The organism is Bradyrhizobium sp. USDA 4451, assembly GCF_054822585.1.
The window spans coordinates 5,374,735-5,399,530 of sequence record NZ_JBTRCH010000001.1; the positions used below are offsets into that span (position 1 = coordinate 5,374,735).

At 65.0% G+C, this 24,796-nt stretch carries 31 protein-coding genes; 15 read left to right on the forward strand and 16 right to left on the reverse strand.

The annotated features are described in order from the left end of the window. Positions 1–100: 100 nt before the first annotated feature. Positions 101–1,192, reverse strand: coding sequence for a hypothetical protein (locus ACVMB0_RS24700; protein WP_461347968.1), 1,092 nt, complete (start codon positions 1,190–1,192; stop codon positions 101–103). Positions 1,193–1,471: 279 nt separating this feature from the next. Further along, entirely contained in the window at positions 1,472–1,915 is a 444-nt protein-coding gene (locus ACVMB0_RS24705; RefSeq protein ID WP_461347969.1) for a DMT family transporter, read from the reverse strand. Between the two features lie 160 nt (positions 1,916–2,075). Between ACVMB0_RS24705 and ACVMB0_RS24710 the strand changes: the two genes are divergently transcribed. Together ACVMB0_RS24710 and ACVMB0_RS24715 are read left to right on the forward strand one after the other, a co-directional pair. Continuing rightward, positions 2,076–3,698: an ABC-F family ATP-binding cassette domain-containing protein gene (locus ACVMB0_RS24710; RefSeq protein WP_461347970.1), complete on the forward strand. Its 1,623-nt coding sequence runs from the start codon at positions 2,076–2,078 to the stop codon at positions 3,696–3,698. A gap of 68 nt (positions 3,699–3,766) precedes the next feature. Beyond that, complete coding sequence (locus tag ACVMB0_RS24715) at positions 3,767–4,303, forward strand: REP-associated tyrosine transposase (RefSeq protein ID WP_461347971.1); 537 nt, start codon at positions 3,767–3,769, stop codon at positions 4,301–4,303. Positions 4,304–4,400: 97 nt separating this feature from the next. Here ACVMB0_RS24715 and ACVMB0_RS24720 read toward each other — a convergent pair whose 3' ends face one another. Both ACVMB0_RS24720 and ACVMB0_RS24725 read right to left on the reverse strand, forming a co-directional pair. Beyond that, entirely contained in the window at positions 4,401–5,033 is a 633-nt protein-coding gene (locus ACVMB0_RS24720; protein WP_461347972.1) for a DapH/DapD/GlmU-related protein, read from the reverse strand. An 87-nt stretch (positions 5,034–5,120) separates the two neighbouring features. Then, positions 5,121–5,300, reverse strand: a complete 180-nt coding sequence (locus ACVMB0_RS24725; protein ID WP_461347973.1) for a hypothetical protein — start codon at positions 5,298–5,300, stop codon at positions 5,121–5,123. A gap of 91 nt (positions 5,301–5,391) precedes the next feature. Between ACVMB0_RS24725 and ACVMB0_RS24730 the strand changes: the two genes are divergently transcribed. Further along, positions 5,392–6,267, forward strand: coding sequence for an MBL fold metallo-hydrolase (locus ACVMB0_RS24730; protein WP_461347974.1), 876 nt, complete (start codon positions 5,392–5,394; stop codon positions 6,265–6,267). Between the two features lie 28 nt (positions 6,268–6,295). Here the strand turns inward: ACVMB0_RS24730 and ACVMB0_RS24735 are convergent, their stop codons facing one another. From ACVMB0_RS24735 to ACVMB0_RS24745, 3 genes are read right to left on the reverse strand one after another with little or no spacing between them, the layout of a single operon-like run. Beyond that, the gene (locus tag ACVMB0_RS24735) at positions 6,296–6,490 is read right to left on the reverse strand and encodes a hypothetical protein (protein WP_456755110.1); all 195 of its coding nucleotides are present in this window, start codon (positions 6,488–6,490) and stop codon (positions 6,296–6,298) included. Between the two features lie 37 nt (positions 6,491–6,527). Then, a complete protein-coding gene (locus ACVMB0_RS24740) occupies positions 6,528–6,830 on the reverse strand; it encodes a PilZ domain-containing protein (protein ID WP_456755109.1) in 303 nt (100 codons plus the stop codon). A gap of 6 nt (positions 6,831–6,836) precedes the next feature. Further along, on the reverse strand, positions 6,837–7,610 hold the full coding sequence (locus ACVMB0_RS24745; protein WP_461347975.1) for a DUF2336 domain-containing protein: 774 nt from the start codon (positions 7,608–7,610) through the stop codon (positions 6,837–6,839). A 341-nt stretch (positions 7,611–7,951) separates the two neighbouring features. On the opposite strand from ACVMB0_RS24745, the gene ACVMB0_RS24750 reads away from it, so the two are divergent. Together ACVMB0_RS24750 and ACVMB0_RS24755 are read left to right on the forward strand one after the other, a co-directional pair. Then, positions 7,952–8,911, forward strand: a complete 960-nt coding sequence (locus ACVMB0_RS24750; RefSeq protein ID WP_461347976.1) for an AraC family transcriptional regulator — start codon at positions 7,952–7,954, stop codon at positions 8,909–8,911. Between the two features lie 71 nt (positions 8,912–8,982). Next, positions 8,983–9,228 carry a PilZ domain-containing protein gene (locus tag ACVMB0_RS24755; protein WP_456755106.1) on the forward strand — a complete coding sequence of 82 codons (246 nt, stop codon included), beginning with the start codon at positions 8,983–8,985 and terminating at the stop codon, positions 9,226–9,228. Between the two features lie 110 nt (positions 9,229–9,338). Here ACVMB0_RS24755 and ACVMB0_RS24760 read toward each other — a convergent pair whose 3' ends face one another. Continuing rightward, positions 9,339–9,587, reverse strand: a complete 249-nt coding sequence (locus tag ACVMB0_RS24760; protein WP_461347977.1) for a hypothetical protein — start codon at positions 9,585–9,587, stop codon at positions 9,339–9,341. A 149-nt stretch (positions 9,588–9,736) separates the two neighbouring features. Here ACVMB0_RS24760 and ACVMB0_RS24765 point away from each other — a divergent pair, with 149 nt between their 5' ends. Then, a complete protein-coding gene (locus ACVMB0_RS24765) occupies positions 9,737–10,414 on the forward strand; it encodes a nitroreductase (RefSeq protein WP_461347978.1) in 678 nt (225 codons plus the stop codon). A 255-nt stretch (positions 10,415–10,669) separates the two neighbouring features. Next, entirely contained in the window at positions 10,670–11,833 is a 1,164-nt protein-coding gene (locus ACVMB0_RS24770; protein ID WP_461347979.1) for an acyl-CoA dehydrogenase family protein, read from the forward strand. Positions 11,834–11,980: 147 nt separating this feature from the next. Here ACVMB0_RS24770 and ACVMB0_RS24775 read toward each other — a convergent pair whose 3' ends face one another. Together ACVMB0_RS24775 and ACVMB0_RS24780 are read right to left on the reverse strand one after the other, a co-directional pair. Next, positions 11,981–14,062, reverse strand: coding sequence for a methyl-accepting chemotaxis protein (locus tag ACVMB0_RS24775; protein ID WP_461347980.1), 2,082 nt, complete (start codon positions 14,060–14,062; stop codon positions 11,981–11,983). Between the two features lie 182 nt (positions 14,063–14,244). Continuing rightward, positions 14,245–14,496, reverse strand: a complete 252-nt coding sequence (locus tag ACVMB0_RS24780) for a hypothetical protein (RefSeq protein WP_456755102.1) — start codon at positions 14,494–14,496, stop codon at positions 14,245–14,247. A 180-nt stretch (positions 14,497–14,676) separates the two neighbouring features. On the opposite strand from ACVMB0_RS24780, the gene ACVMB0_RS24785 reads away from it, so the two are divergent. Both ACVMB0_RS24785 and ACVMB0_RS24790 read left to right on the forward strand, forming a co-directional pair. Then, positions 14,677–15,267, forward strand: coding sequence for an NADPH-dependent FMN reductase (locus ACVMB0_RS24785; RefSeq protein ID WP_456755101.1), 591 nt, complete (start codon positions 14,677–14,679; stop codon positions 15,265–15,267). Positions 15,268–15,288: 21 nt separating this feature from the next. Continuing rightward, positions 15,289–16,071, forward strand: coding sequence for an SDR family NAD(P)-dependent oxidoreductase (locus tag ACVMB0_RS24790; protein WP_461347981.1), 783 nt, complete (start codon positions 15,289–15,291; stop codon positions 16,069–16,071). Between the two features lie 13 nt (positions 16,072–16,084). On the opposite strand, the gene ACVMB0_RS24795 is transcribed toward ACVMB0_RS24790, so the two are convergent. Next, positions 16,085–16,465 carry a hypothetical protein gene (locus ACVMB0_RS24795; protein ID WP_097675394.1) on the reverse strand — a complete coding sequence of 127 codons (381 nt, stop codon included), beginning with the start codon at positions 16,463–16,465 and terminating at the stop codon, positions 16,085–16,087. A 176-nt stretch (positions 16,466–16,641) separates the two neighbouring features. Between ACVMB0_RS24795 and ACVMB0_RS24800 the strand changes: the two genes are divergently transcribed. Then, positions 16,642–17,271 (forward strand): L,D-transpeptidase, encoded by a 630-nt coding sequence (locus ACVMB0_RS24800; protein ID WP_456755099.1) that lies wholly within the window; start codon positions 16,642–16,644, stop codon positions 17,269–17,271. Between the two features lie 138 nt (positions 17,272–17,409). Here ACVMB0_RS24800 and ACVMB0_RS24805 read toward each other — a convergent pair whose 3' ends face one another. Then, the gene (locus ACVMB0_RS24805) at positions 17,410–18,528 is read right to left on the reverse strand and encodes a hypothetical protein (RefSeq protein WP_461347982.1); all 1,119 of its coding nucleotides are present in this window, start codon (positions 18,526–18,528) and stop codon (positions 17,410–17,412) included. Between the two features lie 399 nt (positions 18,529–18,927). Here ACVMB0_RS24805 and ACVMB0_RS24810 point away from each other — a divergent pair, with 399 nt between their 5' ends. From ACVMB0_RS24810 to ACVMB0_RS24820, 3 genes are all read left to right on the forward strand, one after another. Beyond that, on the forward strand, positions 18,928–19,488 hold the full coding sequence (locus tag ACVMB0_RS24810; RefSeq protein WP_461347983.1) for a septal ring lytic transglycosylase RlpA family protein: 561 nt from the start codon (positions 18,928–18,930) through the stop codon (positions 19,486–19,488). 293 nt (positions 19,489–19,781) lie between these two features. Next, the gene (locus ACVMB0_RS24815) at positions 19,782–21,350 is read left to right on the forward strand and encodes a serine hydrolase domain-containing protein (protein ID WP_461347984.1); all 1,569 of its coding nucleotides are present in this window, start codon (positions 19,782–19,784) and stop codon (positions 21,348–21,350) included. A 105-nt stretch (positions 21,351–21,455) separates the two neighbouring features. Continuing rightward, on the forward strand, positions 21,456–21,662 hold the full coding sequence (locus ACVMB0_RS24820; protein WP_461347985.1) for a hypothetical protein: 207 nt from the start codon (positions 21,456–21,458) through the stop codon (positions 21,660–21,662). A 60-nt stretch (positions 21,663–21,722) separates the two neighbouring features. Here the strand turns inward: ACVMB0_RS24820 and ACVMB0_RS24825 are convergent, their stop codons facing one another. Beyond that, positions 21,723–22,451, reverse strand: a complete 729-nt coding sequence (locus tag ACVMB0_RS24825) for a class I SAM-dependent methyltransferase (RefSeq protein WP_461347986.1) — start codon at positions 22,449–22,451, stop codon at positions 21,723–21,725. 175 nt (positions 22,452–22,626) lie between these two features. On the opposite strand from ACVMB0_RS24825, the gene ACVMB0_RS24830 reads away from it, so the two are divergent. Both ACVMB0_RS24830 and ACVMB0_RS24835 read left to right on the forward strand, forming a co-directional pair. Further along, positions 22,627–22,812: a hypothetical protein gene (locus tag ACVMB0_RS24830; RefSeq protein WP_128970955.1), complete on the forward strand. Its 186-nt coding sequence runs from the start codon at positions 22,627–22,629 to the stop codon at positions 22,810–22,812. A 140-nt stretch (positions 22,813–22,952) separates the two neighbouring features. Continuing rightward, positions 22,953–23,474 carry a DUF1993 domain-containing protein gene (locus tag ACVMB0_RS24835; protein WP_456755095.1) on the forward strand — a complete coding sequence of 174 codons (522 nt, stop codon included), beginning with the start codon at positions 22,953–22,955 and terminating at the stop codon, positions 23,472–23,474. A 110-nt stretch (positions 23,475–23,584) separates the two neighbouring features. Here ACVMB0_RS24835 and ACVMB0_RS24840 read toward each other — a convergent pair whose 3' ends face one another. The 3 genes from ACVMB0_RS24840 to ACVMB0_RS24850 form a co-directional block, all read right to left on the reverse strand. Further along, positions 23,585–23,821, reverse strand: coding sequence for a hypothetical protein (locus ACVMB0_RS24840; RefSeq protein ID WP_461349705.1), 237 nt, complete (start codon positions 23,819–23,821; stop codon positions 23,585–23,587). Positions 23,822–24,246: 425 nt separating this feature from the next. Beyond that, complete coding sequence (locus tag ACVMB0_RS24845; RefSeq protein WP_461347987.1) at positions 24,247–24,420, reverse strand: hypothetical protein; 174 nt, start codon at positions 24,418–24,420, stop codon at positions 24,247–24,249. A 9-nt stretch (positions 24,421–24,429) separates the two neighbouring features. Further along, entirely contained in the window at positions 24,430–24,660 is a 231-nt protein-coding gene (locus tag ACVMB0_RS24850; RefSeq protein ID WP_244063322.1) for a DUF6894 family protein, read from the reverse strand. Positions 24,661–24,796: the final 136 nt, after the last annotated feature.

Genomic DNA, 24,796 nt, shown 5'->3' on the forward strand with positions numbered 1-24,796 from the left:
GGTTTAACGATTGGTGCAATACACGCCAAAGTATTGCGGCAAAGCGAACGCAACTGCAACGCCGCAATAGGTCGTAGCCTTCTCACTCGTCGCCTTGGCCTCACTTGAGGTCGGCGATGGTGGCCGGTCCCGGACCCGGCGTGACCAGCGTCGGCCATTGCTTGGAGCCGAACGGCACCAGCGGGGGCAGGAAGGTCGTCATGCCGCGCTTCTTGGTCTCGGCGATGATCGCCTCGCGCGCATCGCCCCCCATCAATTCAAAGTCCATCAGATGGTAGCTGCCGAAGAACAGCGCACCGACCGAACGGTCGGCGATGATCCGGGTCAGCGATTCCAGCATGTCCGACGGCGTGGTGGTGAAGGAGATCGTCTCGATCAGCATCAGGCGGCTGTTGATGGCGTCTGGCCCGAAGAACTGCGCCAGCACGCTGAAGATCACGTTGTTCTGCCGCGCCACATAGATCGTGTTGCTCGCGCCGTAGGTCTTGTCCCAGTCGGCGCCGAGCTGGCTCTTCCAGTCGGCCATGACCGTCATCCAGTGCGCGACCTGGGTCTGCGCGGCCCAGGCGACGTTCTTGGCGAGCAGCGGCGCCTGCTTCTTGCCGAACGCCTCGAGCGTCGCGAAGGGGATCGCGCCGGCGGTGAGACATTCATCCATGAAGGCGAGGTTGTTCTTGAGGATGGCGCGGTTGTTGTCGCGCCAGTCCGCCTGCATCGGCGTGGCATCGAGCCCGTCGAGCGCCGACTGCATCCGGCTGCGATAGGCCTGCATCGATCCGCGCCACGCCTTGTCGTCGGGATTGTCGACATAGGGGCCGACCACCTCGGCCAACGCCATCGTGCTGTGGCCGACCGACTTGAGCAGCTGATAGACGATCGGCACCTGCGGCGCCTCGGTCGGCGGCCTGCCCGGCCGGTACAGGATCAGGCGGCCGCCGGCGCCGGAGAACAGGCCGAGGATCACCGGATGCTTGTCGAGGATGTTCTTCTGGAAGATGCGCGCCGCATCGCCATAGAGCTCGAACATGCCGGTGTTGAGCGCGAGCACGTCCTTGGTCGCGACGTCGGCCGGCGTCGATGAGGTCTTACCCGAAATCGGTGCCATGTAGTCGGGCAGCGACTGGGCGAGCGCGGCATCGCCGCTGCCCAGTAGTACCACCAATGCGGCGACCAAACGGAAACGATGAGTCATGTTATGCTCCTCGCAGCCGCCGACCCACGACGAAGTCCGCGATGCGGCCCCCTCGACGCTGGCGGGATGCGCAATTGTTTTTGACGCAAATGAACTGGGATGGTCGATCCCGCAGGACGCAACACGACGAGGGCGGGTGCTTACAGCTAAGCGACGAATCGGCGGGTGTCCACACCCGAAGACTACGCGGGTGGTTGCGTCATAACGTCATTCGGCGCTGGATTCAGCGGCGCTTTCTCATTCAGGGAATCATTCGCGTCGGCCGGCTTGCCGATGGCCTCAATCCTTGATCAGGAGCACGCCGCCGATGATCAGCGCGATGCCGGCCAGCCGCGAGATCGACACCGGATGCTGCGCCAGCCCGAACATCCCAAAATGGTCCATCGCGATGCCGGCGATCATCTGGCCCGCGACCACCAGCGCCAGCAGCGTCGCGGCCCCGAGCGACGGCAGCAGCAGGATCATCAGGAGGATGAAGACGCCGCCGAGGATGCCGCCGCTCCAGGCCCACCACGGCACAGCCGAGACCAGCTTCCAGGACGGCACCGGCTCGCGCGTTGCGACCAGCACGACCGCCATCGTCACGAGCCCGCCGAGATAGCTCACGAGCCCGGCCCAGGCCGGCGAGTTCAGGGCGGACCTGAGATTGCCGTTCAGGACCTGTTGAACGGCCACGGCAATGCCGGCACCGAGCGCGAGGAGATAGAGGAACCAGACTTGCATGTGACGCCCCAAATCGATCGCCGAAGGATTTCCTTGTCATATTCGATCGGCAACGATCGTGGCATGCATTGGCGCGCGGCGCGCAACCCGCGGAATGGGCTTCCACCCGCGTCCGAGATCGAATAAGAGGCCGCACCCCCTAATTCCCCAGTATTTGAGCATGATCCGCCTCGATAACGTCTCCAAGCAAGTCGGCCACCAGATCCTCTTCATCGAAGCCTCCGCGGCGCTCCAGAAGGGCGAGAAGATCGGCCTGGTCGGGCCGAACGGCGCCGGCAAGACCACGCTGTTCCGCATGATCTCGGGCCGCGAAATCCCGGATGAAGGCCAGGTCTCACTCGATCGCGGCATTTCGATCGGCTATTTCAGCCAGGATGTCGGCGAGATGAGCGGCCGCAGCGCGGTCGCCGAGGTGATGGACGGGGCAGGGCCGGTCAGCGTGGTCGCGGCCGAACTCCGGGACCTCGAGGCCGCAATGGCCGACCCCGACAAGGCGGACGAGATGGACGACATCATCGCGCGCTATGGCGAGGTGCAGCACCAGTTCGAGGAACTCGACGGCTACGCGCTCGACGGCCGCGCACGCGAGGCGCTGGCAGGCCTCGGCTTCAGCCAGGAGATGATGGACGGCGATGTCGGCAAGCTCTCGGGCGGCTGGAAGATGCGGGTGGCGCTGGCCCGCATTCTCCTGATGCGGCCCGACGTGATGCTGCTCGACGAGCCGAGCAACCATCTCGATCTCGAAAGCCTGATCTGGCTCGAGCAGTTCCTTAAGGGTTATGAGGGCGCGCTGCTGATGACCTCGCATGACCGCGAATTCATCAACCGCATCATCAACAAGGTGGTCGAGATCGACGCCGGGCAGCTCACCACCTATTCCGGCAATTACGAATTCTATGAACAGCAGCGCGCGCTCTCCGACAAGCAGCAGCAGGCGCAGTTCGAGCGGCAGCAGGCGATGCTCGCCAAGGAGATCAAGTTCATCGAGCGCTTCAAGGCGCGCGCCTCGCACGCAGCCCAGGTGCAGAGCCGGGTCAAGAAGCTCGACAAGATCGAGCGGGTCGAGCCGCCGCGGCGGCGCCAGACCGTGGCGTTCGAATTCCAGCCGGCGCCGCGCTCCGGCGAGGACGTCGTCAGCCTGAAGAACGTCCACAAGGCCTATGGCACCAAGCGGATCTATGACGGGCTCGACTTCATGATCCGTCGCAAGGAGCGCTGGTGCGTGATGGGCATCAACGGCGCCGGCAAGTCGACGCTGCTGAAGCTGGTCGCCGGTTCAACCGAGCCGGACGACGGCGCGGTCGCGATCGGCGGCAGCGTCAAGATGGGCTATTTCGCCCAGCATGCGATGGACCTGCTCGACGGCGAGCGCACCGTGTTCCAGTCGCTGGAGGACGCATTCCCGCAAGCCGGGCAGGGCTCGCTGCGCGCGCTCGCCGGCTGCTTCGGTTTCTCCGGTGACGATGTCGAGAAGAAGTGTCGGGTGCTGTCGGGCGGCGAGAAGGCACGGCTGGTGATGGCCAAGATGCTGTTCGATCCGCCGAACTTCCTGGTGCTGGACGAGCCGACCAACCATCTCGATCTCGCCACCAGGGAGATGCTCATCAACGCGCTTTCCGAGTTCGAAGGCACCATGCTGTTCGTCTCGCACGACCGGCATTTCCTCGCCGCGCTCTCCAACCGCGTGCTCGAGCTGACGCCCGATGGCATCCATCAATATGGCGGCGGCTACACCGAATACGTCGCGCGCACCGGCCAAGAAGCGCCGGGTTTGCGGAGCTAGGGCGTCCAAAACTCGCCAGCCTTTGTAGCCCGGATGCAGCGAAGCGAAATCCGGGTTAGTCTGTCCGTATGGTGCAATATCGGCGTAACTTCATACCCGGCGGCACGTTCTTCTTCACGGTCACCTTGGAAGATCGGACCTCGTCGCTACTGGTCGAGCACGTCGGGCTGTTACGCGCTGCCTTTCGCGCAGCGCGCGCTAAGAAGCCGTTCACGCTGGATGCCATCGCGGTCCTGCCAGACCACCTGCATACGGTGATGACGCTTCCACCCGTCGACAGCGACTTTCCGGATCGCTGGCGGCAGATCAAAAGCCTTTTCACGCGCGCCGTTGTCGCCTCCGGCGTGCCGCTCTCCGCAAACCGCCGCGGCGAATACCCGCTTTGGCAGCGACGGTTTTGGGAACACACCATCCGCAACGAACGCGATCTTGAGCGTTGCGTCGACTACGTGCACTACAATCCGACCAAACACCGGCTCGTCTCGTCGCCTGCCGACTGGCAACACACGTCTCTTCACCGATACATCCGGAATGGGACGTTGCCACCTGATTGGGGCGGCAGCGGTGCGATGGACAATAGCGACTTCGGCGAGCGGAAGGATTGACCCCGGATTTCGCTTCGCTCCATCCGGGCTACAGAATAGAGCCATTTGACTTCGTAGCCCGGATGGAGCGAAGCGAAATCCGGGTCTGTGCTCGTGGTCACGTCCGCCACCGCGCGCAGAATGCCTCGACGTCGCCGGACTGAAACTCCGGCAGGCGCTCCCAAATGGTTTCCGGCGGCCAATTCCACCAGGCGATCTGCGACAGCTCGGCCGCGATCTTGCGGCTGAACCGCTCCTTGATTGGCCGGGCAGGGACGCCGCCGACGATGGTGTAGGGCGCGACATCGCGCGAGACCACCGCGCCGGCCGCCAGCACCGCGCCGTCGCCGACGGTGACGCCGGGCAGCACGATCACGCCGTGGCCGATCCAGACGTCGTTGCCGATCACGACGCGATCCGCGCGTCTGTTCTTGAAGAAGTTATGATCGCGCTCGGCGGCGTCGGTGTAATATTCCGGGCAATAGGTGAAGCGATGCTGGGACGGGCGCTCGAGCGGATGATTGGGCGCACCGATCCGGACCTGCGCCGCGATCGCGCAGAAGCGGCCGATCACGGCGTCGGCGACCATGCAGCCGCTGCCGAGATAGGAGTAATCGCCGAGCTCGCTGTATTCGATGGCGGTGTCGCCGAGCACTTCGCAGCAACGTCCGACCTTGACCTCCCGCAGCTTGACCGTCGGCTCGATGACGGTTTCGGCAATCTTGGGGCGGGAAGGTTTTGGTGCGGTCATGGCGTTGTCCTCGATAGGGCGAGCCGCTTCAGTCGCACGATTTTTGTTACGGTGAGATGACAGGAAAGGAGAACAGGCGCCCGCGGTCTAGTTTTTCAGGGTATCCGCCGCGACAATCGCCCGGACCATCGTGTCCTTCAGCGCCGCGCTGTTGGCGGGGTTCGATTGGCGCTTGCCGCCGGGGTCGTCGAAATCGCGCGATGGGTCATCGGTGCAGCATAGACGACATTTCGGATGAAATGCGGCATCGCCGTTTCCCGCCAGCAATGCAAAGCGGCATGGGGCGCTGCGTAGCGCTCGGCTTGTGGAGCCAAGTACCGCCCGCTACGCTTCGGAAAAAAAGCGGGAGCGGAACGGCATGAAGCAGATCAGGATCGGCGACATCACGATCGACGCGGTGATCGAGCGCGAGGGGCCGTGGCGGCGGCCGCAGGATTTCTTCCCGACCTATGACGACGCCGTGTTCAAGCATCACCTCAGGACGATGGAGCCCGAGGTCTTCGACGCTGCGCGCGGCATGATGGTGATCACCTACCAGACCTTCGTGGTGCGGACCCCGCGTTATACCATCCTGGTCGACACCTGCACCGGCGAGGACAAGGGGCACCCGCCACCGTTCGACTTCCCGGGCAAGGAGCGTTGGCGCAACGAGCTGTTCGCGCTCGGCATCTCCTATGAGCAGATCGACTACGTGTTCTGCACCCATCTGCATATCGACCACACCGGCTGGAACACGACGCTGCGCGACGGGCGCTGGGTGCCGACCTTTCCGAACGCGAAATACGTCTTCCATAAAGGCGAGTACGCGGCCTGGGAGGCCGAGAATGCGAAAGGCGCCAATCCACCCGGCACGGTGTTTCGCGACAATTGCCTGCCGATCGTCGAGGCGGGGCAGGCGCTGCTGGTCGACGACCACTACGCGCTCGACGACACCGTCACGCTGACGCCGACGCCGGGCCATTCGCCCTGCCACTGCTGCATCAACATTGTCTCGAAGGGGCAGCGCGCGGTGGTCGCCGGCGACCTGATGCATCACGCGATCCAGTGCCGCGAGCCGGAGTGGTCGGCTAAGCCGGATTGGGATCCGAAGCAGTCGGCACGGTCGCGGCGGAAATTCTTTGCCTCGGTCGCCGGGACCGATACGCTGATCCTGCCGATCCATTTTCCCGCTCCGACGGTCGGCCTGATCACGGCCGACGGCGATCGCTTCGACTATCGCTTCAAGCGGGAGTAGACGCGGGCGGCCGGGAGCCCAGGTGTTATCAGAACCGCGCCGTGCGGGCCCGGCGCGGGGCCTGGGTCAGAAAGCGCTCCAGATCGGCGCACAGGCGATGCGCGAGCTCCTCATCGATCGCGAAGGTCGAGGCGGTGCCGGCGCAGTCGATTTCGATGGTTCCGCGCAATGGCGCGGCGGAGGTGGTCGACACCTCGATGTCTGTCGCTCTCTGCACGGTCATCTCGTCAACCTTCCCTTCAGGCGGTGGCCGCCAATCCTCATCTGGGGATGACGGGGCGTCCCTTTCGCCGTCGTTCTTCGATGAATCTCACGCCGATCTCGGTGCCGTCGACACGAACCAGCTCGCAGCGCCGGAACGCCAGCCCCCGCGAGGACAGCACCAGAAAGAATTCCTGGGCCTTCAGCACGTCGAGTGTCCCCTCGACCTCGAGCCGGGCACCGCTCTGCGAGACGTCGAGCAGGATGCAGCTCCGCCGCCAGGTCCCGTCGACACCCATCAGATTGACGGGATGGCGCGTGTCGAGCTTGACGCGCTCCGCCCTGCGGTCGCCATATGTCATGCACACTCACACGGCCTGGGTGCGCTTCGTCGTCACCATGGCCCGCGCCTCCGCATCGTCGATCGTGGCTGGCGGGTTTGCGGAGGCGCGGGCCGCACCGGCAGCGTTGGCGGCGCGGATCGTGTCCCGAAGCTCGGGCCGCACGAGCTTGAGCAGCCGGGCCTGCCGGGGCGGCGTCGACCGCATCACGAGGTCGGCAAGGACGCGGTGAGGCAGGTCGCTGCGCGAGATCAACGCGTCTGCGATGTCGTCGTCGCGCTCGGCGGCATCGACCATCATGGCAAGGCCGGCGCTGGTCATATCCGCGCCGGGATTGCGCGCCAGCGCGCGAAGCACATTGCTGTCGCCGCGCATCAGCAGAATGTCCGCGAGCTCGGCGTTGACCTGCTTGCGGCCGGCGATCGCGCAGAGATGTCCTTCGGCCCGCATCCAGGCGATGTCGATCAAATCGGCATCCGGAATGCAGTCGCATTTTCTCAGGATCGGCGCGGCGACATCGGCGTCGTCATGGTTGGCCAGACGACGCGCCAGTTCGCACGGCACCAGGTGCAAGTCGGCAAGCGAGCGGCTGAGCGTGGTCAGGGTCCGCAACTCGACGTCGTCAGTCAGGCGGATCAGGATCCCGTCGAACATCTCGACCTGTTGCGCGCTGAGCCGATGAGCGTCGTCGAGAAAAAGCCTTGCCACCTCCTGCAGCATACGCGTGCGGAGATCGGGGGAGCCGGCCTTCAGGACGTGGTCGAGCTTGGCAATAAGTTCTGGCGAGGCAATGGCTGTCATTGCGGTACCTAAAATGTTCCGCGACGAGGAACGTCATTGTTCCCAAGGTCAATCTGCCCGCCGAATCTTTAATAGGGGTATAGAATTCGATGGGGAGGGCCACCCCGACGGTGGATATCCCGGCAAACACTATCGAAATTCGGCAGCGGCGAACCTTTGCCTGATTGTCCGGCTGGGCGCATGACCCGCATTTTCCCTGATTGAATTTGTCGGACGATTCGCATCTGGTGCTTGGAATTCATCAATGAGCCCGGGCGCGAGGTGGGCGCGGCCGACAAATTTTGCAGACCAGTTCATTTGAAGACCAGTTCATTTGAAGAACATGTCATAGGAGCGGTCATTTGACGGCGCCATTGCTGGTGCCGAGAGTCTTTCGTTTTGACGATGTTGATGCATTCCGGAGTTCGATCCGAAATCTGGATGTTGATTTCACGCCACTCGTGCGGAAGATTTCGGCCGAGCAGGTCATCCTGAGCTTGCCGGGATGCGAGCTCAATTACACCCAGTCCTTTCCACGGATCGTCGACGCACAGCTTGGGCCGCACACCACCGCTGTCGGCTTCACGATGGACGATGGCGTTCCGATGCGGTTCAACGGCGTCGAGCGTGATCGTGCGGTGATCGTGCTCGGCGGCGGCGGCGCGTTCTACACCTCCGTGGAGGAGACGGCGCGCCAGTATGCCTCGGTGATGTTCACGCCCGAGATCGTCGACCGCGGTTGGCCGAACCCCGGTCTCCATTTCAGCATCCACGAGATTTCTCAGCGCGCGCAGGACCGGCTGCGCGAGGTGGTCAGGCAGGTCCTGCTCGTCACGTCGGAACAGGTTGCGATCGCGGAATTCGCTTCGGGGGCCTCGATCAAGGAGACGCTGCTCGCCGCGATCGACGACGCGTTCGCCGAGATCGTGCCGGCCAGATGGGCGACGCGCGCCAACACGACGCGCCAGTTCAAGGTGTTCAACGACGCGCGCGCCATTCTGGCCGGCGATGTCGCCCATCCGATCTACAGCGGCGAACTCGCCAAGCAGATCGGCGTGTCGGTGCGCACGCTGCACGACGCCATCCAGCGCTACCGGGGCATCAGCCTGCATCGCTATCTGCGGCTGCGCCGGCTCTGGCTGGTACGCAAGCAACTGCTCGCCGGGGCGCCCAGCGTTAAGGCCTGTGCGCTTGCCTACGGCTTCTGGCACCTCAGCGATTTCTCGCGGAGCTACCGGTCGCATTTCGGGGAAGCACCGTCGGAGACGCTGGCGGCCGCCCGCCTCCGCGCCGATCCGTCATCGGACAGACACGAATCGTAACAATCCATCTGAACGGAATCTTAACGCGGGCCGGGGAATCTGTCGGTACGATTCCACCAGAGGCGGCCCTGATGCACCCCCGGCGATTTGCGCGTGTTCGACCGTCGGGTTGCGTCTCCAGTGTGGTCAAGCTCCAGCTGGACCCGAAGACGCCGCTGATCGAATGCCGGCTGGTGGACTATTCCGCCGGAGGGGCCTGCCTGGAGTTTTCCAAACCGATCCAGCTGCCCGAACGCTTCGAAATGCTTCACGGCAACACCAGGAAGCGCTGCCGGCGGGTCTGGAGCAGGGGCGTGCGGGTCGGGGTCTCATTCTGAGCGCCGAAGGGAGGGTCGCTCGCCACCGCCAACAGCCGTTCGGGCCGCGCGCCGCGCGACCCGATGGTCTGTCCCCATTGAAATGAGCGAATGAGCGCCGGCGAGGGGGCTCAGGCGCCGCTCTGGCACTTCTTCATGAATGAGGTCTTGGCCGCGCCGGCGAGCTTCTTGCCGTCGGAGCCGACTGCCTTGGTCTCGCAGGCGTCCATCGTGCACTTCTTCATGAACGAGGTCTTGGCCGCGCCGGCCAGCGGCTTGCCGTCCTTGCCGACCGCCTTCGTCTCGCAGGAGGCGTCCTGAGCAAATGCCGAACCGACGGCAAAGGTCGCGATCACGGCCGCCAAGAAAATCCGCTTCATCTGGGTTCTCCCTAAACCAAACCAGTGGCCGGATTGGATATCGGATTCTTGGCCCGATCAAGTTCCCACAGCCGATTTTGTCTATAAAATACCCGGTTAGCTGCGGGAAAATTCCGTGTGCAGCGCGGAACAAACGGGGGAAACGCGGAATGGAATTCGAGACGCTGGTACAGACACGCAAAAGCGTGCGCGGGTTCAAGAAGCAGCCGGTGTCCCGGGCGACCGTCGAGGAGATCATCGAGGTGGCCAAGCGCGCGCCGTCCTCGATGAACACCCAGCCTTGGCACGTCCACGTCCTGACCGGGGCGCCGCTGGAGGAAGTGCGCCGCCGCAACATGGAGGAGATGATCGCCGGCGCCAAGGCCAAGCGCGACATCGTCAGCCATGGCGAGTACCAGGGCGTGCACCGCGGCCGCCAGGTCGACATCGCCAAGAAGCTGTTCGGCGCCATGGGGATCGCCCGCGACGACAAGCCGATGCGGCAGGACTGGGTGCTGCGCGGCTTCCGCCAGTTCGACGCCCCGGTCTCGCTGGTGCTGACCTATGACCGCATCCTCGATCCCGGCGCGGTCTGCCATTTCGACCTCGGCGCGCTCTGCTACGGCATCGTGCTGGCCGCATGGGATCGCGGCCTCGGCAGCGTGATCAATGGCCAGGGAATCATGCGCTCCGACATCGTGCGCGAGGTCGCCAACATCCCCGAAGACCAGGTGATCATGACCTGCGTCGCGATGGGCTATCCCGACGACAGCTTTGCCGCCAATGCGGTGCGCTCCGACCGCGAGGCCAATAGCGACTTTGTCAGCTACGTCGGGTTTGCCGAATAAAGTTAGGCCAGGGCGAAGCGCCGCGTGCGTGCGGCGATCGCCGGTCGTTTGCTGGCTGCCAACAACCTCGTGCTGGCGATCGATTGCTCGACGCGCCATCTCGTCCGGTGCGATTCAGTACGCGCTGACCGCGCCGCGGGATATTGAATTCCGCGCGGTGAAACCATCGCGCGAGCGTGTGTTTCCGCTATTCCCGCCGAGAAGAAATGCGCTACTGGTTTTCTGAAACATAACAGCGCAGGCGAGGAATCTCCGATGAGCGATGACGAACAGACAGCCATGATCCGCGAGACCGTCGCGCGATTCGTCGATCGCGAACTGATCCCGCTCGAGCCGCAATATCTGAAATCGAAACTGCCCGGCAGCGATCATCCCGAACTCACGCCGGAACAGCGCAAGCGGCTGCGCGACGTCTCCAAGGAGCTCGGCCTCTGGGGCCTCGATGCGCCCGAGAATCTCGGCGGCCACGATCTACCGACGCGGACGATGGCTGCGGTGCATGAGGAACTCGGCCGCAGCTGCGTGCCGTTCGTGCTGCCGCCGGACTCGCCGAACCTGCGCATGCTGCAGGCGGTCGGCACCGACGCGCAGAAGAAGAAATACCTGCAACCCTATATCGAGGGCCGGATGGCTTCGGCGATCGCGATCTCCGAGCCCGGCGCCGGCGGCGATCCCGCAGGAATGAAGACGCGCGCGGTGCTCGAGGGCGACCAGTGGGTCTTGAACGGCCGCAAGATCTGGATCAGCAATGCGCGCGCCGCCGACTTCATCATCGTCATGGCGCGCGTCGGCAACGATCAGCGCCAGGGCGGCATCACCTCGTTCATCGTCGAGAAGGGTACCGCGGGCTTCATCATCGAGCGCGAGATCCCGATGGTCGGCGGCGGCTCGACCTATGAGATCGTGTTCGAGGACTGCCGCATCCCGAAGGACTCGGTGCTGGGCGAGGTCGGCAAGGGCTACGCGCCGATGCAGCTGCGGCTGCGGACGCGGCGGCTCGAGATGGGATCGACCTGCGTCGGCATCACCAAGCGCGCGCTCGACATGATGTGCGAGCACGCCAAGCAGCGCGAGACCTTCGGCGTCAAGCTTGCCGAGCGCCAGGCGATCCAGTGGTGGATCGCCGATATCTCGACGCGGATGCATGCCTGCCGTCTGATGGTGCGCGAGGCCGCCGACAAGACCGATCGCGGCGAGGACATCCGCCACGAGGCCTCGATGATCAAGGTGTTCGCGACTGAGATGGCCTATGATGCTTGCGACCACGCCATGCAGACGCTCGGCGCGCTCGGCGTCACGCTGGAATTGCCGCTCAACGCGCTGTGGCAGAAGGCCCGCCTGATGCGGGTGTACGAAGGCCCGAGCGAGGTCCATCGCCAGGCGATCGCCCGCCGCGTGCTCGGCCTGCGCGGGGGGTAGTAGGGCGCGAGGCTCTCGACGTCATTGCGAGGAGCGACAGCGACGAAGCAATCCATGCCTCCACTTGCGGCACAATGGATTGCTTCGCTGCGCTCGCAATGACGTGGATAGAGCCATTGCCGCTCCGCGATCGTGGCACGCGGCTGATTATGCCGCCCGCACGTCGGAGAGGAAGCGGTTGACCTGGCCGGCGAGGTCTTTCGATTGCGACGAGAGCTGCTCGGCCGCGCCCAGCACCTGGGTTGCGGCGGCGCCGGTATCGTCGGCGGCGCGCTGCACGCCGGAGATGTTGGAATTGACCTCCTGGGTGCCGCGCGCGGCTTCCTGGACGCTGCGCGAGATTTCCCTTGTCGCCGAGCCCTGTTCCTCGATCGCCGCCGCGATCGCGGTGCCGATCTGGTCGATCTCGGTGATGACGTCGACGACGCTGCGGATGGCGGTGACGGTCTCGTCGCTGGCGGTCTGGATCGCGGTGATCTGCTCGGAAATCTCCGTGGTCGCCTTCGCTGTCTGGCCGGCGAGCGACTTCACCTCCGAGGCGACCACGGCGAAGCCGCGGCCGGCCTCGCCGGCGCGGGCCGCCTCGATGGTGGCGTTAAGCGCGAGCAGATTGGTCTGTGCCGCGATGCTCTGGATCAGCGTCACGACGTCGCCGATCTTCTGGGCACCTTCGGCCAGCGAGCGCGCGGTGTCGCCGGTCCGGCGGGCATGGTCGACCGCGCGTGCGGCGATCTCGGTCGAGGTCGCGACCTGGCGGGCGATCTCGGAGATCGACGACGTCAGTTCCTCGGTCGCGCTCGCCACCGTCTGGACGTTGGTCGAGGTCTGATCGGAGGCCGCGGCGACGACGGCCGCCTGGCGGTTGGTTGCGGCGGCGGTCGCCGACATCGATTGCGCCGTGTCCTCCATGACCGAGGACGCCGCCGACAATCCGCCGACCAGCTCGGTGACCTTGGCCTCGAAGGCGCGGGTCAGGTCGTCGAGCACGCGGGCGCGGCGCATCTTGACGTCGTTCTCGGCTTCCTTCTCGGTCGCGAGGCGATCGGCTTCGATCCTGTTGTCCTTGAACACCTGCACGGCGGCGGCCATCGCGCCGATCTCGTCATTGCGCGCGGCGCCCGGGATCGCCTCGGCGACGTCGCCGGCGGCAAGCCGCGACATCCGGCCGGTGAGGGCGGCGATCGGGTTGAGGATGCGGCGGCGGACCATCACGATGAGGCCGGCGCTGACGGCAATGACCGCGAGCAGCCCGATCAGCGCGATCACGAAGCTGACGCGCGCCGACGAATAGGCGCTCGCGAGCCCGTGCTCGGCATTCTCGTAGAACGCCTCGCGCACGGTGATGATGGCGGCGAGGCCGATCTGCGATTCGGGATAGTAGGTGTCGAGATCCAGCTCGTATTTGCCGGTCACGGCGCCTTCCTTGGCGAGCTTCAGCGCCTTGCCGAACCGCTCGACATAATCGGCCTGCATCTTGCCGAGCGCCGTCATGACGTTCGCGGGTGTTGCGGGATTGTTGCGCAGCTCCTGCAAGGTCGAGAGGATCTGCTCGGTGCGGCCGGTCGAGCGATAGAGCTCGAGCTTCTCCGGCTCAGTCGCGACACGTTTGGCGCCGACCAGCGCCTTGTGCAGGCTGGCATTGAGGCCGCCGATGTCGCGCAGCGTCCAGGCGACGTTGGCGTAGTTGGCCTGGCGATAGGCATTGCCGTCGAGGCCGGCGAGCCGGCGCACCTGCTCGTCGAGCAGCGTGGTGACGCCGGCGTTGAACACGGAATTGTCGGCGACGATCTTGCCGGCGGCGGCGCGGCGAGCATCGACCGGACCGGCGATGGCAGCCGCGATGGCGTCGCGCAGCCCGGTGAATTTCGTCTTCAGCGCGTCGATCTGGCTCGCGACGGCCTCGCCGTCGTCGAGCGATCCCGGCAGGGTGGCGCGCACCTGGTTGACCTTGGCAAGCGCGCCGTCGGTCAGCTGACGCTGACGGTCGAGCTCGGCGATCTGCTTCGGATCGATCGTGCCGGCTGCGAGCAGCAGGTTGGTGGCGTAGCCACGCTCGGGGTTCATGTAGCGCGGGATGTCGCCAACCGCGCGGACGATTTCGAGCCGGCTCTGTGCGGTCGAGACCTTGTCCATGATCTGGTACTTGGTGACAGCGACATAAGCCGCGAGCCCGCCGCCGACCGCGGACAATGAGACGATCGCGGTCGTCAGGAGAGTACCGATTTTCATGGGATGCGCGCCATTCTGGACGAGAGGAGAGACCTCAACCGTACCGGGTGCGCATTAAGCTTGGGTTTATGATGCGGGTCCGCGGCGGCCGCGGCGGTCCCGATCATTCGAAAGTCGAAGGCGCCGCACCGCCCGGCCGACACTGGCGGCAAGGCGGTGTAAGCGCGGGCGAGGCGCGACGATCAGTGCTCGTCGTCGTCAGCGCCCTTGGTCGCGGCGCGGTGCTGCGTCGCGCCATTGGAGCCCGCTTCGCCGCAGGGCAGCTGGTTCCAGGTGCCGTCGGCGGCCTGCTGATAAGCCTGGCAGCCGGCCGGCGTGGCGGCGGTGGATTTCTCGTCGGCTTTCTGCCGCTCGGCACTCTTTGCCAGCGCTGGCGTGGCCATGGCAGCGATGGCTGCGAGCGAGCTTGCGAAAACCAGGTTTGCGATCCGCATGTCGGGTTCTCCTTCTCGAAGCGAGATCATATCCAGAAAAGGAATCTGGCGATTTTGGGCCGTGGCGCGGCGCCTGCGACCAATTGCTTAATGGCAGGAGAACGAGCCGGAGCGGCGGTTAACGTTTGCGCGGCACGCCGCGGGACGGCTGTCGCAGTGCCGTGCTAGGATCGGCGCGTCATGACGCACCGCATTCTCGTTCTCTACGGCTCCTACCGCTCGGATCGCATGGGCATCCGGCTCGCGCATTTCGTCATCGACGGCCTGCGTGCCCGCGGCGACGATGTCGAGTTGATCGACGCCAGGGAGGTCGGCCTGCCGATGCTCGACCGTATGTACAAGGAGCATCCCAAGGGGCAGGCGCCGGCCGCGCTCGAAACGCTCGCCGGCAAGATCCGCGACGCCGACGGCTTCCTGTTCGTCACCGGCGAGTACAATTGGGGCATCCAGCCCGGGCTGAAGAACCTGACCGATCATTTCCTCGAGGAATGGTTCTGGCGTCCGGCGGCGATCGCAAGCTACTCGGCCGGGCGGTTCGCCGGTGCGCGCGCCGCGACCGCCTGGCACGGCACGCTGTCGGAGATGGGCATGGTGGTGGTGTCGAGCACGATCAGCGCGGGGCCGATCGCGCAGACCCTGTCGGCCGAAGGCAAGCCGATCGGCGAGGGCGGCAAGTCGCTCGAACGCGCCTTCCCACGCTTTGCCGACGATTTTTCCTGGTGGATCGAAGCTGCCAAGGCGCAGCGGGCGCGCAAGGCGCCGCCGTACTGAAGCAAGTCCTCGGAGGGGATCATGAGCCTGTTCACATCGCCCTTCGATCCCGCGCGCGAAACGGCCCTGGTGACCGGCGCAGGCAACGGCATCGGTCGCGCCATCGCGCAGGCGCTGGTCGGCGAGGGCGTGCGCACGGTGTTCGCCGATCTGCATGAGGACAGGGTGTCGGCCGCGATCAAGGCGGCGCCGCGTCCGGACCTCGCAGTGCCCTGGGCCGGCGATCTCGCGCAGCGCACGGCGTGCGATGCTGTGCTGAAACATGCGCAAGCTGCACTCGGGCAGGTGACGCATTTCGTTCACAGCGCCTCGCCGCCGCGCCGCGAAGCCGATCATGCGATGGCGGTCGATGACGAGACCTGGCGACAGATGCACGCGGTCAACCTCGATGCCGGCTTTCACCTGTCGCGCGAGCTCGCGCGCAATCTGATCGCGGCCAAGACGCCGGGCTCGTTCCTGCTGCTCACCTCGCTGCATGCGGGCACGCCGCGCAACCTGCCGCATTACTCGACGGCGAAGGCCGGCATGGCGATGCTGGTGAAGGAGCTTGCCAAGAGCTGGGGCCGCTATGGCATCCGCGTCAATGCGCTGGTGCCCGGCGCGATTGCGGCCGGCGGCTTCGTCGCCGATCCCGCGCTGGCAAAGCACATTCCGCTCGGCCGGCTCGGCCAGGCGGACGATCTCGCGCCGATGGCGCTCGCCGTGCTCTCGCACAAGCTCTCCGGCTACGTCACCGGCGCATCGATCGTGGTCGACGGCGGCTTGGCGCTGACCAACTGGTTCGCGCCGCCGGAGCTCGATTGAGAATTGAAGTCTGCTACTTCGTCCTGATGTAGCCCGCGAGCCGCGACTTCTGGTCCTGGCACCATGTCGTCATGCTGCCGGCGCGGCGTTGGTCGAGGTCGGTGGACTGGGTTGCGATCGCGACTTCGGTCATCAGATCGTCGGCTTGCTTCTCGCCCATCTTGCCGCCGGTGTGCATGAAGGCGATCGCCTTGCGCACCTGCTCGGTGGTGCCGTCGGGCAGGTGCATGTCCTGCGCGCGCTGCACGAGATCCTGATAGACCAGGTCGGTGCCGGGGCATTCGACCTTGGCGGCAAAAGCCTGCAGCACCATCGTGACATAGGCTGCGCGCGGATCGGCGTGGGCCGGTGTCGCCGCGACAATCAGGCCGCCGATCAGCAAAGCGTAACGCATCGAATTCCTCCCGATGTTTTAGACATTTTGTCGCAAGGCTAGCGTCGGCGGGAACCAACTGCAACCGTCAGGACACACCTGCCGAAGGAACCGATCAAACAGCCGTGTTCCAACTGGAGCTGCCACGATTTCAGCACGATTTCGGCAGCAAGTGCCACAAGTTGACGCAGGGGAGAATGATCGTGTCGAAGTTGGGGCTTGCTGCGGTGTTGGTGGGGTCACTTGCGCTTGGCGGCTGCATGCAGGCGACGCTGTCGCCGGTGACGGATGCCGCGATGACGCCGCGCGATCGGCAATTGCTGGCGCATCCGCCCTATGCGGAGGCCAAGATTCCGGATCAGTTCCAGCGCCACATTGTCGATTACACGCGGAAGGAGCAGCCAGGTTCAATCCTGGTCGATACCGACGCGCGCTACCTCTATTACGTGCTGCCGGGCGGCAAGGCGATCCGCTATGGCGTCGCCGTCGGCGAGGAGGCGATGGCCTTCTCCGGCGTCGCTACGGTCGGCCGCATGGCGGAGTGGCCCGATTGGGTTCCGACCCAGGACATCCAGGAGCGGCTCGGACCGTATCCGAAGCGGGTCGCCGGGGGACCGGCCAATCCGCTCGGAGCCCGGGGCATCTATCTCTACCAGGGCAACAAGGACACGCTGTACCGCATCCACGGCACCAACCAGCCCGAATATATCGGGCAGGCGATCTCGTCGGGCTGCATCCGCATGAACAACGCCGACGTGATCGACCTCTACCAGCACGTCAAGCCGGGCGCGACCGTGGTCGTGCTGCCGCCGGGACAGAGCGCGTAAGCCCGCCAGAACGTAGGGCGGATTAGCCGACTGCGTCCGCCGTCGCTCAACGAGCGAAGGCGGGAGGCGTACTCCGCCATCATCGCAGGCAGGGGGCGGATTACGCTTGCGCTAATCCACCCGATTTTTGTGAGTCCGTCAGCGCAGCGGCATCGGCGGGCGAACCACCGGGCCGCCGTCATCCGCGTCAACAACACTGGACTGCTGCTGCGACTGCACGGGCCGCGGTGTGACGGCCGATTGCGGGGCGACTGGAGCCGGCGCCGGCAGCGGCGCGGCTGAGGCCGGCGGTGGCGGCGGGATGTAGGCCTGGGTGGGCCGACGCACCGGCGGCGGAGCAACCGCGGTGTGGGGGACCGCCGGCGTGATCGCCGCGCGTGGGCGCGGCGGGACCGGCCGCGGTTCGACGGCCCTGGTCTCAGTGGTCCGAGCGACACGCTGGGTCAGCTGATCCTGGCCGGCCTTGAGCTGGTCGATGCTGGCCTTGAGCTGCTCGATCTGCTGCCCCATCGACGCGAGATCGTGGGCCATCGACTGCAACAATTGCGTTTGGTCAGGTGCACCTGCGGCTGGCGCCGCCGGGGTGGCGGGCGCGACCGGAGCCGCTGCGGCAGCAGGGGCTGCGGCAGGAGCGGGCGCGGCCGTCGCGACGTCCTGCGGCGCAGCGGCCGGAGCGGCTTCCGCCGGCTGATCGGCGGCGGCTTGCGCTGCGGGCGGGGTCGCCTGGTCGGAAGCAGCGGCCGTCTTGCCGGGCAGCAGCGACGTCAGGGCCTCGATCTGAGGCACGTACTCCGCCACCACCTGCTTGACGCGATGTCCGTAGTGCTGCCACGCCGCGGTGCCCATGGCGCCGGCGATCGCGAACACGAACCAGAACGCGCGGATCGCCCATTTGTTGGTGGGACGCGGCGCGCGCTCGAGCCTGATGTCGTCCAGCCTGCCATCGTGGCTGGCGCTGTATTCCGGCATCGCCGGGGGCACCGGTGCCGCTGATATCGGCGTGACCGGCGGCACCGAGGCGACCGCAGCGGCGGATGCGATCGGCGGTGCGGACGAGGGCGCAAGGCTCGACGGTGCGAGACTCGACGGTGCAAGGCTCGACGGCGCAAGGCTCGGGCCGAACCACGGTTCGCGCTGCCCGGCTACCTTGCCGGCCTGCTGTGCGGGCGCTGCGGCATTGTCCGGGCGGGTTGCGGCGAAGCTCGGTTCGATCGCGAAAATATCGTGCGGATCAGCGTCTTTAAGTGTCGATTGCATTGGCGGTCCCCGTTTCAGTCCAAGGTCAACCGCAAATGGCGGCCGGCGAATCCTCGCTCTGTTTCGACCCCTGGCCCGGGCCCCACGACTCCAGTCCGGTTTGACCAAAGCAAGGCGAGAGGGTGGAGAGGTTGGGGAGTTTCGGGAACCGAAACCGGAGGCCGACGGCGCGCGCGTCCATCTGCATGTGCGCGCGGCACCGGACCGCATTCCCAGCGCAAGCGCCTGGGTTGTGTGGCGTATCCACCACACCTGGCCGGAAATCGCGTGGCGTGCGGCACGTCCGACCGCGCTCCGCCACCGTTCCGCCCGGATTGGATTCGGCTCATTGGAGGTTGGATTTTCGGCTTGGGCTGGGGCGCGAGTTGGGGATGCAACATGGTACGCGACGATGCAGTCATGTCGTACGTCGAGGTCAAGCGCGGTGCGCATGGTGCTGCGCCCGTCATCCTGTTTGCTCAAGCGCGAAAGCCGCTCCGGCTGTTCGCCGTCGTGATCGGCGCAGCGTCGCTCGCGGCCTGCGCGCAGTCCTCAGTTGTCAGCCAGCGCTCGCAAGCGCTGGCGAGCCGGCCGCCATCGACCGAGCCGGTGCGGGCGGCGTCATCGGCCTCGCGCACCCATGTGGCAGCCGCGCGCAAGCACGCGCCCTATGCCTCGCGCAAGGGCGGCGACAGCAGGACCGCATCGCAGGGCATGGCGAGCTTCTACAGCGACGCGCAGGAGACTGCGAGCGGCGAGAAGTTCGACGGACGCGAACTGACTGCCGCGCATCCGACTTTGCCGTTCGGCACCAAGCTGCGCGTCACCGACGTCAAGACCGGCCGTTCGGTCACCGTGCGCGTCAACGACCGTGGACCATACGTTCCCGGGCGCATCGTCGACGTCTCCTATTCTGCCGCGCAATCGCTCGGCATGATCGGCAAGGGCGTCGCGAATGTCAGGCTCGACGTGGTGCAGTGAACCGGAGCGCGCACGCAAGGTTCGGGATTTTTGCCGGCCGGATCGGGAAAAAGTCCCGGCGCTGAGGACGCTTTAATCCTGTTGCCGGCGCGATGGCGGCCAATAGAATTGGTGCCGCTACTTCCCCGCGCTCGTCATTTTCTAAGGCGCGTGGATTTCTACCCAAACGAACCTTTCCCCGCCTTGGAGTGTCCCGCCAAGGCGGGATTTTTCTTTTGGAAGGCATGCGCGCCGCGTGCGTTGACACGACCGGCTGGAAATCTAACCTCCGTTCTGCTTTCGGAGGATGGCCCATGCCCAACAACAATCAAGAAACTGATGGTTTTGTATCAGGTCGGCCGTCACGGCGCAGGGCGCTGCAGCTGTTCCTGGGCGGCGCCGCCGTCATGCTGGCGCCGGAGGGACGTTTCGGCATGGTGACGACGGCGCAGGCCGAGACCGCCTTTGCCGACGGGCTGTCGCGCGGCCGGCCCGACGAGCAGGGCATCGCGCCAGCCGCGATCCTCGATTTCCTCGATGAGGTCGACCGCCAGGGCTACGAGCTGCACAGCTTCATGCTCTGGTGCAACGGCCGGGTGGTCGCGGAGGGCTGGTGGTCGCCGTATCGCGCCGACCGCAACCACATGATGCATTCGCTGACCAAGAGCGTCACCGTCAGCGCGGTCGGGCTCGCGATGGCCGACAAGCGCTTCGGTTTGCAGGACAAGGCGGTGTCGTTCTTCAAGGACAAGCTGCCGGCTGTGGTCGACGACAAGCTCGCGGCAATGACGGTCGAGGATCTCCTGACCATGCGCACCGGCCATGCCTCGATGACCTCGGGGTCGGCGTGGCGGCCGATCAAGACCAGCTGGGTCGCCGAGTTCTTTAAGATTCCGGTGGTCTACCAGCCCGGCACCAAATGGGTCTACACCTCGGCGGCGACTTATCTGTTGTCCGCGATCGTCACCAGGACGACCGGCGAGACCGTCGCCGATTATCTGAAGCCGCGCTTCTTCGACCCTCTTGGAATCTCGGGCTATGAATGGCCGGTCGGGCCGGAGGGCATTTCGCCCGGCGCCAATGGCTTGAGCTGGAAGACGGTCGATTGCCTCAAGCTCGGCATCCTGTACGCGCAGAACGGCATGTGGAACGGCAAGCAGGTGCTGCCGGCCGATTGGGTGGCGGCGGTGCAGCAGCCGCACGTCAAGGACACCTACGGCTATCAATGGTGGATCGGGCCCGAGACGTTCTACGCCGACGGCCTGTTCGACCAGCTCAGCTTCGTCTTCCCCAAGCACAATGCCGTGCTGGCGATCACGGCCGGCATTCCGCAGCGCAGCGGTTTCAACAGACTGGTGTTCCGACATTTCCCGGCGATGTTCGCAGGCACTGTCGCGAAGAACGATGCCGACGCGGAGAAGCTGAAGGCGCGCACCGCGGGCTTGCAATTGTTGCCGGCGTTGGTGCCGGCCTCGTCGCCGGTCGCCGCGCAGATATCCGGCAAGACCTGGCAGATGCCGGAGAACGCCGACGCGATCAAATCGGTCAATCTCAGCTTCGGCGACAAGACCTGCACTTTCACGCTCGAGGATGGCAGGGGCACCCACACAATCGACGTCGGTCTCGACGCGCCGCGCGAGGGCACCACGACGATGACCGGCAACAAGCTGCATCACGAGTATCAGCCCGATGTGATGCGGGTGGTCGCGAGCGGCAGCTGGCGCGACCTGCGCACCTTCGTGATGACCTGGACGTTCGTCGAGTCAGCGTTTCGCGACACCGTGACCTGCACCTTCGAGGGACCGCAGATGCGGTTCGCGCGCAGCGTCAATGTCAACTCGTCGGCGCTGGATATGCCGACCTTGATGGGCAAGCTGGCGTAGCCGCGACCGTAAATTGCGGCCTGCCGAATCTTGCGGCGGGGCTTCCACCAAATTGTCACACTCCCAGCGAATTGCGGCCCAAAGCCGCTGCCATCACACCGCCGGATGGACGACCTCGGCGAGGGACAAGCGTTGGCCTACAAGATGATCGCAGAACGCGAGAACGAAACGGTCAGGATCGAGCGGGAGAGCACCTTCATCATCATCGCCAAGGCCAGGGTCTGGGCCAGCGAGGGATGGCAGGTGGTGATCACCGACAAGAACGGCAAATCATACCCACCCGAGGAATTCGACAAGCTGCTTGCGGCGTGATCCTCTTGGTTTGCGCATGATCTCTTCGGAAAACCGCTTCGCACTTTTCCGGATCAGGCGCTAGCGCTGCGCTGATACCAGCAGCATCATCGGCCGTTCGAGTTCATCGGCGAGTTCAGGCATCGCCTTGATCTGCTCGCGGGTCGGGGAGAATTCCTCGACATGGCGCAGCGTGAAGCCGGCGCCGATCAGCCCGTTGAGCGTGGTGCCGATGGTGCGGTGATATTTCAGCACGCCCTGCACATACCAATCCGTTCTGCGCTCGCCCTCGCTGAAGTAGCGGTTGACCGGCCAAGTCTTGCGGCCGTCTGCGTCCTGCAGCCAGTCCGGACGGGTGGCCGCCATGTAGATCGGGTGCTCGATGGTGAAGACCAGATGCCCCTCAGGAACGATCGCGCGAACCAGCATGCGCGCCAGCCGGTCGAAATCCCTGATGTAGTGGAAGGTGAGGGCGCTGTAGGCGAGATCGAACGTCGCCTTCGGCAGCTCCAGCGTTTCGAGATCGGCGATCTCATAAGTGATGGCCGGATCCTGCGTCATGGCTTTGGCGTGGGCTATCATGTTCTGCGACAGATCGATGCCGAGCACGCCGGAGGCGCCTTGCTCGCGCATCCAGCGCGACACCCAGCCGAAGCCGCAGCCGAGATCGACCACGTGCTTGCCCGCGACGTCAGGCAGCATGGCGCGGATCGCAGGCCATTCCGGCGCGCCGAGCAGGCCGCGGACCTGCCGCGGCAACTGGCTGTAGCCGGCGAAGAAGCCGGGATCGTCATAGATGTTTTGCGCCATGGCCACTCGGGAAGGGACGTTGGTTGCTTCTCTGTAACCGCCGCGGCGGCGCGTGGGAACCGCTGATTGTATCGCGCGCGGGAACCAGACACGGCATTCGGCGGTTTCTGATGTCAGCGCCGCGGGATGCGCCGAACGCCTGTCCCTGCGGCGTCAGACAGCCGAGGAGAGCGTCATGATAGCCGAGATGCAGATCCACACCATCGCGCGGCAGATGTTGCTGAAGCACGGCCCCGAGGCAATCGCGCAGGCCGCACAGAATGCCGTGGCCTGCGAGCGCAAGGGCGAGACCGAAGACGCCCGCGACTGGCGCCATATCGAGGATGCCCTGAAGATGATGCGCGGACCGCATCAGAGCTGACGCGGACGATGCCTCACCAAATGGTCCGGCGCTGCGCGCCGGACCATTTGGTTTGCGCCCCCCAGTGCAGCTTGCCTTCCCCCGAATTTCCGGGAACTGTGTTCCGGCAAGCAGACAAATTCTATCTGGGGGAATTCGCCATGACCTTTTCACTCTACGACGCGACCGTTGCCAACTATCTGCAGATCCTCGGCGCCACCGCGGGCTTTCTTGAGAAGAGCCTCGCGCATTTCAAGGCGAACGGAGTCGATCCCGCGGAGATCGTCGAGACCCGGCTGTTTCCGGATATGTTGCCGCTCCGCTTCCAGGTGGTCTCGCTCGCGCATCATTCCCGCGGCGCGATGGAGGCGGCGAAGAACGGCGTGTTCGTGCCCCCGTCCGGCAAGCCCGATCTGGATTACGCCGCGCTGCAAGCGCTGGTGAAGGACGCGCAGAGCGAATTGTCGGCCCTGACGCCGGACGCGGTCAATGCGTTGCTCGGGCGCGAGGTGACGTTCAAGGTCGGCGAGCGGTCGATGCCGTTCACCGCCGAGGGCTTCCTGATGTCATTCTCGCTGCCGAACTTCTTCTTCCACGCGACCACCGCCTACGACATCCTGCGTCACAAGGGCGCGCCGCTCGGCAAGCGCGACTTCATCGGCCGGCTGAATCTGAAGAAGTGATCGAACGACGCGTCAACCGATCTTGCAGCGGCGGCAACATCGGCCGCCGTTCGCGACAAGACCTTCCGCGCGCTGACGAGCGCGATCCGCGCATGTTTCGGGCGTGGACGCTAGCCCGTCCTGCGCCAGCGCGGCACCGGATCGAGCGGCGTCCGATACAGCTCGTGCCGGTCAATGTCGGTGACGCGCACGGCGCAACCGCGAGCCTTCAGCTCCGGCTTGACCTGCGACAGCTCGTTGGCGAGCTGATCGGCGCGATCGGAGGCGAGGCTGATGTTTTCGAGGATGATCGTTCCTTGATTGCGGAACTCGTCCCCCACCACAAGATCGAAGGTGTAGTACGGCATCCCGAAGTTCTCCGTTTCGGTCTGCATCACAGGGTAACACTGAGTCGTGCGTTCCCTAAGATGCGTGGCGCACAATCAACGAGCGATTGGCGCAAAAACGATGTGCAGCGCATCGCACGATGAACGTTGGAGCACGCGGTACGCAGCACGGCGAAGGAGTCCTGTGCGGTAGCTCACCGCCATGCCGTTAAGATTTGATTAAAGCTGTCGTCGCAAGCTTAAGCCCAGTTGGAATCGCAGCGGAACCGGACTCCGGGAACCGGCAGCTGCAGGAGAAGGCCGGTGGCGTAACGCCCGCCGGCCTTTTCTCGTCCTGGACGCCGCGACCTAGAGCCCCGTTCCGATAGAATCGGAACGGGGCTCTAGACTCTTGTATTGACGCGCTTTCCTCACGCGAACCGGTATCCACTTCGCTCGAAAACGCTCTAGTCGCGCAATACGGCTTGCTGCCTGGCGCGGCACTTCGGGCCGGGCCCGCGCATGTAATACAGCTCGGGGCGATAAGGGTTGACGACGCCGTCGATCAGAAGGACGCAGCGCGCGATAAAATGGGCGAGGCGGCGGCGAAGCGGGCGCAGAGCAAGTTCCATTGCGTTCATGGTGCGCCCTCAGTGCAGCTCGCCGAGGATGGCGGTGAACGGCAGTTCAAAGATCTCGGTGCCGATGTCGTCGGTGACGTGAACCGCCCAGTTGCGCCAGTCTTCCACGCTCGGTGTCATGACAAAGCTGCGCGCCAGCTGCTCCGCATGCACCCGCGCCTCCGAAAGGTCCATGGCAGCGCCGATGCGATCCAGGATGACGTGCTTGTCGTCGGAGCAGTGAAAGAAAACTGCAGACATCTTCCGATTCCCATGCCGAAGCGATTCTCGCGCGTTGCAATAGCAGTGCGCGAAGCTTCCGAGAATCCGGGTGATCCCCCATCGGTAAACTACGGGGATTCCAGACGATTTGAATCACGCGGCCGTGATCTCTGCG

Bases quoted from the DNA above. Each gene is read 5' to 3' on its own strand.
- ACVMB0_RS24700 (WP_461347968.1), bottom strand. From the start codon at position 1,192: ATGACTCATCGTTTCCGTTTGGTCGCCGCATTGGTGGTACTACTGGGC.
- ACVMB0_RS24705 (WP_461347969.1), bottom strand. From the start codon at position 1,915: ATGCAAGTCTGGTTCCTCTATCTCCTCGCGCTCGGTGCCGGCATTGCC.
- ACVMB0_RS24710 (WP_461347970.1), top strand. From the start codon at position 2,076: ATGATCCGCCTCGATAACGTCTCCAAGCAAGTCGGCCACCAGATCCTC.
- ACVMB0_RS24715 (WP_461347971.1), top strand. From the start codon at position 3,767: ATGGTGCAATATCGGCGTAACTTCATACCCGGCGGCACGTTCTTCTTC.
- ACVMB0_RS24720 (WP_461347972.1), bottom strand. From the start codon at position 5,033: ATGACCGCACCAAAACCTTCCCGCCCCAAGATTGCCGAAACCGTCATC.
- ACVMB0_RS24730 (WP_461347974.1), top strand. From the start codon at position 5,392: ATGAAGCAGATCAGGATCGGCGACATCACGATCGACGCGGTGATCGAG.
- ACVMB0_RS24735 (WP_456755110.1), bottom strand. From the start codon at position 6,490: ATGACCGTGCAGAGAGCGACAGACATCGAGGTGTCGACCACCTCCGCC.
- ACVMB0_RS24740 (WP_456755109.1), bottom strand. From the start codon at position 6,830: ATGACATATGGCGACCGCAGGGCGGAGCGCGTCAAGCTCGACACGCGC.
- ACVMB0_RS24745 (WP_461347975.1), bottom strand. From the start codon at position 7,610: ATGACAGCCATTGCCTCGCCAGAACTTATTGCCAAGCTCGACCACGTC.
- ACVMB0_RS24755 (WP_456755106.1), top strand. From the start codon at position 8,983: ATGCACCCCCGGCGATTTGCGCGTGTTCGACCGTCGGGTTGCGTCTCC.
- ACVMB0_RS24760 (WP_461347977.1), bottom strand. From the start codon at position 9,587: ATGAAGCGGATTTTCTTGGCGGCCGTGATCGCGACCTTTGCCGTCGGT.
- ACVMB0_RS24765 (WP_461347978.1), top strand. From the start codon at position 9,737: ATGGAATTCGAGACGCTGGTACAGACACGCAAAAGCGTGCGCGGGTTC.
- ACVMB0_RS24770 (WP_461347979.1), top strand. From the start codon at position 10,670: ATGAGCGATGACGAACAGACAGCCATGATCCGCGAGACCGTCGCGCGA.
- ACVMB0_RS24775 (WP_461347980.1), bottom strand. From the start codon at position 14,062: ATGAAAATCGGTACTCTCCTGACGACCGCGATCGTCTCATTGTCCGCG.
- ACVMB0_RS24780 (WP_456755102.1), bottom strand. From the start codon at position 14,496: ATGCGGATCGCAAACCTGGTTTTCGCAAGCTCGCTCGCAGCCATCGCT.
- ACVMB0_RS24785 (WP_456755101.1), top strand. From the start codon at position 14,677: ATGACGCACCGCATTCTCGTTCTCTACGGCTCCTACCGCTCGGATCGC.
- ACVMB0_RS24790 (WP_461347981.1), top strand. From the start codon at position 15,289: ATGAGCCTGTTCACATCGCCCTTCGATCCCGCGCGCGAAACGGCCCTG.
- ACVMB0_RS24795 (WP_097675394.1), bottom strand. From the start codon at position 16,465: ATGCGTTACGCTTTGCTGATCGGCGGCCTGATTGTCGCGGCGACACCG.
- ACVMB0_RS24800 (WP_456755099.1), top strand. From the start codon at position 16,642: ATGATCGTGTCGAAGTTGGGGCTTGCTGCGGTGTTGGTGGGGTCACTT.
- ACVMB0_RS24805 (WP_461347982.1), bottom strand. From the start codon at position 18,528: ATGCAATCGACACTTAAAGACGCTGATCCGCACGATATTTTCGCGATC.
- ACVMB0_RS24810 (WP_461347983.1), top strand. From the start codon at position 18,928: ATGTCGTACGTCGAGGTCAAGCGCGGTGCGCATGGTGCTGCGCCCGTC.
- ACVMB0_RS24815 (WP_461347984.1), top strand. From the start codon at position 19,782: ATGCCCAACAACAATCAAGAAACTGATGGTTTTGTATCAGGTCGGCCG.
- ACVMB0_RS24820 (WP_461347985.1), top strand. From the start codon at position 21,456: ATGGACGACCTCGGCGAGGGACAAGCGTTGGCCTACAAGATGATCGCA.
- ACVMB0_RS24825 (WP_461347986.1), bottom strand. From the start codon at position 22,451: ATGGCGCAAAACATCTATGACGATCCCGGCTTCTTCGCCGGCTACAGC.
- ACVMB0_RS24830 (WP_128970955.1), top strand. From the start codon at position 22,627: ATGATAGCCGAGATGCAGATCCACACCATCGCGCGGCAGATGTTGCTG.
- ACVMB0_RS24835 (WP_456755095.1), top strand. From the start codon at position 22,953: ATGACCTTTTCACTCTACGACGCGACCGTTGCCAACTATCTGCAGATC.
- ACVMB0_RS24840 (WP_461349705.1), bottom strand. From the start codon at position 23,821: ATGCCGTACTACACCTTCGATCTTGTGGTGGGGGACGAGTTCCGCAAT.
- ACVMB0_RS24845 (WP_461347987.1), bottom strand. From the start codon at position 24,420: ATGAACGCAATGGAACTTGCTCTGCGCCCGCTTCGCCGCCGCCTCGCC.
- ACVMB0_RS24850 (WP_244063322.1), bottom strand. From the start codon at position 24,660: ATGTCTGCAGTTTTCTTTCACTGCTCCGACGACAAGCACGTCATCCTG.